Origin of the sequence: Bartonella sp. CL100XZDX (assembly GCF_042195375.1) — a bacterium.
GTDB lineage: Bacteria > Pseudomonadota > Alphaproteobacteria > Rhizobiales > Rhizobiaceae > Bartonella.
Genome location: NZ_JBHIOH010000074.1, coordinates 1 through 6925 on the forward strand (window position 1 = coordinate 1; position 6925 = coordinate 6925).

Here is a 6925-nt window from a genome sequence, read left to right on the forward strand (position 1 = left end):
ATGTTGCGACAGCCCTTGCATTAAGACGATTCATAAGAACCATTTTTACTCCTTTCTTGTACAATTTTTACCCACACATCAACCCCGCTTGTGACGTGCAAGCAAGTGGTTTTGCTTGATTCAAGATAAACAGATTTGAAATGAGAGAATCCTACGTTATTCGGGCGTCTAATTCAATATGAACAGAGCTAGATTATCATTATAAATCAATATCTTGTATCGGTCATTCAAGATGAGATTGATGACATAGCCGATGAGTATGTTCAACAAATCCAAGAAAGCATTTTTGCAGCCATTCGTTTTTGTGAACGGGAGACCTTTTACTTTAACGAAAGCCGTGATGTGGTGTTTGAGACACGGGCGGGACAAGGTGTTTATGATGCAAGCACTACCCGCCCTATTGAAACAGCTGTTAAAATAAAAAACGTTTATCTAAGCTCTGATCAACATCATAAGTTTGCCTTGGAGTGTAAGGACCATGTTTCTTTAGAGCCATTGTTATCATCAGAGCAGCAAGGAACGCCGGTTTGTTACAGTTATTTTGATAGGAAATTACATCTTTATCCCACGCCGGATAGAGCCTATCAGATTCAACTCATTCTCTCTCCATTGCGTTTATCAGAGATAGAGAGTGTTGATGAGGAGCACCCATGGTTTGTGCACGCGTTTGATTTGATTAAGGCGCGTGCAAAATACGAACTTTACAAGAATATCTTGAAAGACCCCGATTGTGCCACGGCAGCTTACAATGACTTTAACGAACAGTTGCATGAATTGCGTGCAGAGACGTCTCAACGTCATAACGTGACTAGAATAATACCAACGGATTTTTAGCATGGTTTATTTTCCCATTGCCGATTACAGACCGGATGTTGCGGTTGTCAACGGCAGTTTTACGGATAGCCTTGTGAATGTTTTACCGGCAGATGGTGGTTACATACCCATGCCTAGTGCAATGGTTGTGTCTCATCCTTTGGAAGAAAAGCCTTTGGGTTCAATCGCCTTTAGAAGCGGTAATGGTGTTAAGATAATCGTAGGAGGCAAGCAAAAGCTTTATAGTTATGATAGCCAAACGAAGGGTTGGAAAGACATAAGCCAAAGTGGTGTGACCTATCATGCGCATGAGGATAATCAATGGTCGTTCGCTTTGTTTGGTCAAAGAATTATTGCGGTGAATAAAAATGATAAACCACAAGTTTTTAATACCCATAGTTCTGAACGATTTGAAGATTTAGGAGGCAATCCACCGAAAGCAGGCTTGGTGAAGGTTTGGGGACCTTTTGTTTGTTTGATGCAATTGACAGATAACCCCAATCGCATTCATTGGTCTGGTTTGGAAGATGCAACCCATTGGACAGTTAAACAGAAAGATTGCGATTTTCAGGATTTTCCGGATGGAGAATATGTTCAAGGGGCAACAGAGTCCACCAATCCCCTCATTTTTATGCGTTCTGCTATTTATGCAGGAACCTTTGTTGCGGGTTCTAAGATTGTGTTTACGTTTCAAAAGATACAAGACAAGCGAGGAGCAAGAAGTGCAGCCTCTATAGCATGTCGAGGGAGTGATGCTTTTTTTGCAGGTGATGGCGGTTTTTATCAAATGAGTTTAGATGGTCAACTTTTACCGATAGGTTTTGAAAAGGTTGATAGAACGGTTTTTAAAACATTTGATAAGTTTGCTCTTGATGAGATGCAAGGAGTTATAGACCCCATTGATAACCGGATTTATTGGTCCTTAAAGAGAGGCAATAACGAGCAAACCACCTTTGTTTATGATTGGGGTTTACAGAAATGGTCGACACTACAGGGAAAGCCTTTCACGTTATTTCCAATGTTTACAACAGGTTATACTTTAGAACAGTTAGATGAGATTTCGCTCAATCTTGAGGCATTGCCGGCTTCTTTAGACAGCCCTCGTTGGCAAAGTGGCGCTCCAATGCTTGGTGCTTTTGATGAAAACAATCGGCTTGTTATGTTTACAGGAGCCCCGATGGAGGCAACGGTTGTTTCGCAAGAGATGGGAGCGCCGGATGGAAGTTTTAACTTTATCACGAAGATGTTTGCTGAAGTTGATACGACGGAAGGTCTTTTAAGTATAGGAGAACGTCGTCTTCGCAATAATCAGACGCCGATCACATGGCATAAGGAGAGGGTGTGTTCTTATGTCACGGGCGCTTATCATGGGCGTTCACGCAATCGTTATCACCGCTTTAAATTGCGCATTCCTAAGAATGAACCTTGGACGATGATTACGGGTTTTAATGTGGATTTACGTCCTTTTGGTAGAGGATAATGGCAAAAGTCTTTTTGACCAGTTCTTGGGATATAGAGCGTATAGCCCCTTATCTTGAAGAAATCATTGCATCCTTTAGAGAGTATGTAGAGCGTTTCAAACATGAAATCACGTTGCAAGAGCTCATTGAAGCGATTTGCAGTGGCAAGAAACAGTTATGGCTTGTTTTGGATGATGAAGAGCGCTTTTTAGCAGCAGTCACGACCCAGATACAGCAGACAGTTTTAGGAAAGAAACGCGCTCTGATTTGTGAATGTAGTGGCAAGGGTGTTCTTGATTTGGTTGACAATTTGCAAGTTGTAGAGGATTGGGCGCGTGAGAATGGGGCTTCTGAAATGGAGATCTTGGGTCGTTTGGGTTGGAAACGTGCATTGGACAAGCAAGGTTACAGCATAGATATGCTTTATTACAGGAAGGAATTGTGAAATGGGGAGCAAGACACCAGCAACAACAGAACAAAAGCAGGTGCAGACAAGCGCTCCTCCAGCTTGGATGCAGAATGTATTTAAGCGTGGGGGTAGGGATGCGTATCAAATGTATGACACAGGGATTGGGGGTAATGTGTATGGGGGACCTCGTATTGCCCCGTTAAGTGCTCAAACCACCCAAGCCATAGGTGGTCTTGGGAGTGTACCATTGCACTATCAAAATCGCTCTTTGATGAATACAATCTATAATCCAACGTCGGCAGCCATGAATCTTAGACATATGGCTTCTGGTGGTATGGTTGGACAGAATCCGTCTTTTAATGCCGCCCTTCAAAATAGCTTAGACCGTGTAAGAGATACGATTAACAGCTCTTTTGCGGGTGCGGGTCGTTATGGGTCTGGTGCACATGCAGGTGTATTGGCAAATGAACTTGGTGCTTTGTCCACAAGTGCTATGGCAGACCAGTATAATCGTGATGCGGACCGCATGATGCAAGCCAATGCCATGATAGACCAAGCCAATCAAAATCAGTTGGGAGCCTCAAATAACTTCTTACAGGGTTATGGCAATGCCTATTCCAATGCCATACAGGGGGGAGGTGTGCTTGATAATTACAATCAGAGAGTTGTTGATGCCAATCGTGAACGTTGGCTGGAACAAGACAATAGCGGCTGGAATAGATTGAATATGCTTATGAACGCCGGTCATGGCTTTGCAAGGAATTACGGCACGACGACGAATAATCATACAATCTCTAAGATAGAGGGCAATAATCCGTGGAAAAATGTAGGGGCTATAGGTTCTCTGGCACTTCAAGCAGCACCGATGGCTTTTGGTTACATGGCAGGTGGTCCAATGGGAGCAGCGTTGGCAGGAGGAGCATCCAAGTTTTTTTTAGATTACATGAATCAAAAGAAAGCTCTGGAGAATAATTAAAGAATAGTTTTGTAGGAGAGTGTGATGGTTGCACCGATAATACCAATGGCTTTAGTAACAGGAGCGAGATTTGCACCGCATATTATGAGATATCTTTATCCCAGAATGGCTCCAAAAGCGGTTACAGGGGCGCAAAGATTTGGACAATTCATGAAAGCAAGTCCAAAGAGTACCATAGCTACTGGAGGGGCAATGACTCTCGCCCCTTTGATGGCACCAGAGGAAGTACATGCTCCAAACAACCCCTATTTACAGAATATGCAGCAGCCATATGGACCATTTATGCCCTATACGGCTCCTAAAACGGAAATGCCTCTTGGTGTAGGAAATCATTCCCCTATGCCAAATGCACTGGAGGACGCTCCACAAGAATTTAAACCTCATGTTAATGAACAAACGCAACCATTAGCACCCGCTTCCCCAACACCGACTCCTGAACTGACAGATGCAGAGAAATTTTTACAGTCCAATACTTATAAGTTTTTTCAATCAGATGCGTATCAGAAGCTCAAAGATCTTTTTGCAGGTATGGCGGCAGCACCCACAGATGGTTCTGGATGGGATGCGCTAGCAAGTGGTGTGAAGCATCTTAATGAAGGTGATAAACAAAGAGGGCAGGTTAACCAGACTGTCGATTATTTAAAGTCCAAAGGCTACAGTGATGAAGAAGCTGCTGTCATGGCACGGAATCCTCAAATGCTTAGTGCATTGCTAACAGGTGGTGATACTCCTAAACTACTTGCGGGGCATGAATGGTATACCGATCCAGAGACAGGTGAACGTGGACAGAGACCGATGTCAGGGACTCTACAGGCATTGGAGTATAATCAGAAGCTACAAGCACAGAAAGAGTGGGAGGGTAAAAGGATAAAAAATATGTTCACCACCAAGCAGCAGTTGAGAGCTGGATTAAATGATCTGAAAGCTGCTTTTGAACTCATTCAAAAAGGTAGTGCTACAGGATTTAAGGGGTGGTTTATGAAAAAAGCTGGTGGAAGTGATGCGTACAACTTAGACAAATTATTGGAGGGAATTAGAGGTGGTGTTCTAAGGACGGTATTTGAGAATCTAAAATCGATGAGTCCTAGCGGAACAGTAGGAACTGGTCCTATATCAAATTTTGAAAGTCAGGCACTATCATCAATGTTTGGTTCTTTGGATGTTGGGCGAGATAAAGAGGGATTGGAGAGGACTTTACAAGTAATTAAAACAGCATTTGATTTTTTCAATAGGCATAATGATCTTCAACTGTACAACGCATTAACAGGTCAGCCTATAGATACGCCCCAAGAAATCTCTGATAAATATTTTGTAGATTCACCGATGTCACAAGGAGGTGGTGCAAATATACCTATAATGAAATGGCAGGAAGGTATCGACAGAGATGATATCACTGTGTTTATAGATGCGTCTACCGGTAAGCGTATTGAAAAGGAAGAGTATTAATGAATACTTATACTAGCATTCCAGAATATGTAACATCTAAAAGTGGAAAACGTTACCGTTTGCGTGTTCTCGATGACAATTCGAGAGGTGGCACTCCAGAATATGTAACATCTAAAAGTGGAAAACGTTATCGTTTGCGTGTTCTCGATGATGCTCCGAATTTTGAAGAAACACCATCACCGCAACATCCCGAAATCACGCAAAGTGAAGCTTTTTGGAATTCTTTAAAGCATGGTCTCAGTTTTAATTTAGATGATGAAATTGCAGGGATCACAGCGGCGGGACGTGATGATGAGAATGAGAATGCACTAAATGCTTTTCGCAAGGGGCTGTACAGATATTGGTTATCTGGAGATAAGAAATACGAAGATAAGTATGAGAAAGAAGCTAATAGAATACGTGATTATTATCGTAGGATGAGTGATCAACATTATTGGACTTCTTTTGCTGGAAATGCTTTAGGGTCGGCAATTCCTTCCCTTGCGACTTTAGGGGGAGGATTGTTAGCCTCAGGAGCACGCTTTGTAGCGCCTACACTTGCAAGGAATGTGGCGGGGTCAAAATTAGGTCAAGCCTTTTTGAACACTGGTCAGTCATTTCCAAGTCGATTTGCAAGTCCATTTTTAGGCATCACGAACAAAACAACATTGCCGCATTTGCTTAAAGTAGGGGCGGCATCTGGTGCATTACATGGAGCGGGAGAAGGCGAAGGTCTTGGTAATACACTTACAAGTACGTTATCTGGTGCAGGTTTAGGAGCGGGCGGGGCATTGGTTGGAAGTGCTTTAGGTCATTTGGCTGGTTCTACTGTCGGTGGAATACAAAGACTTTTTTCTCCTTCTCACAAGCAAGGTGTTACAACAGACACATTAAGAGAAATCAGTAAACATTTAGGTAAGGAGGCTTCTGAAGAGCTAGGAAACTCTTTTAAGAATGCAGTTCCTATCGATTACGTAGCTGATCATAGTCCTTTTTTACAGGATCTTGTTTTTGATATCGCGAAAAGAAACCAAGGGGCTTATCTTGATTTGACCAAAAGAGCTGAGCAGAGAGCGCTGGGAGGAGGGGAGCGTATTCATCAAGCTGCTGATGAACACTTTGTTCCTCGTCAAAATGTCACAGGTTTAAAAGATGATCTTATCGCGAGTAGGGAAGCGGCGACAGAGAGTCTTTACGATATAGCCAAGAAAACGCCGATAGGAGAAAAATATTATGGCGCGCTTAATGAATTAATGGAGCGCCCCTATTTTAAACAAGCTTATGACGAAGGGTTAAAGGAGTTCACGAGTGGTGGGAATAAAGTCAGTCCTTTTTCTTCTCAAAAATTTAGTCTCCTTAAAGAAAAACCGAACATGGGGATTCTTCATGAAACGCAGCGTAAACTTCGTTTTATGACAGATACAGCGAGAAAAATGGGAGATGATAGCAAAGTTCGTACCTTAGTAGGTATCCGGAAAAAATTGTTAGAGATTATGGATGATATATCGTCTGAATATAAGAAAGGGCGGGCATTGTATCATCAATATAGTGCACGTGTAGATGCTATGGGCGAAGGAGAAAAAGTCCTTAGAAAGTCGGTTAATAAGGATAAATTCAGTAAAATTTTTGATGAATTACCAGAGGGACAACAAGAATACTTTAAAAAGGGATCAAGAGCAAAACTTTTACAAGGTATGGGTCAAACAAAAGATGAAGTGTCCAAGGCAAAGGAGATTTTTGGTACGAATGATCTTTATGAAAGATTTGCAAAGATTTATGGAGCAGATAAAGCTTCTGCTGTTAAGAAGGTTGTCGATAGAGAAGCTAATTATGCAGATTTTT

The 6925-nt window shown here is 42.2% G+C and carries 5 protein-coding genes and 1 pseudogene; all 6 read left to right on the top strand.

Annotation, left to right across the window (positions count from 1 at the left end):
- Positions 1-210: 210 nt before the first annotated feature.
- A pseudogene (locus ACFILU_RS08395) lies at positions 211-834 on the top strand (hypothetical protein); the annotation flags it as partial.
- A 1-nt stretch (position 835) separates the two neighbouring features.
- Positions 836-2293, top strand: a complete 1458-nt coding sequence (locus ACFILU_RS08400) for a hypothetical protein (protein ID WP_375675562.1) — start codon at positions 836-838, stop codon at positions 2291-2293.
- Positions 2293-2718, top strand: a complete 426-nt coding sequence (locus ACFILU_RS08405) for a hypothetical protein (RefSeq protein WP_375675564.1) — start codon at positions 2293-2295, stop codon at positions 2716-2718. Before ACFILU_RS08400 ends, ACFILU_RS08405 begins: the two co-directional genes overlap by 1 nt.
- A 1-nt stretch (position 2719) precedes the next feature.
- Positions 2720-3658 carry a hypothetical protein gene (locus ACFILU_RS08410; protein WP_375675566.1) on the top strand — a complete coding sequence of 313 codons (939 nt, stop codon included), beginning with the start codon at positions 2720-2722 and terminating at the stop codon, positions 3656-3658.
- Positions 3659-3682: 24 nt separating this feature from the next.
- Entirely contained in the window at positions 3683-5104 is a 1422-nt protein-coding gene (locus ACFILU_RS08415; RefSeq protein WP_375675567.1) for a hypothetical protein, read from the top strand.
- Positions 5104-6925 (top strand): hypothetical protein (locus tag ACFILU_RS08420; RefSeq protein WP_375675568.1); only part of this gene is annotated, 1822 nt, incomplete at its 3' end. The genes ACFILU_RS08415 and ACFILU_RS08420, both read left to right, overlap by 1 nt.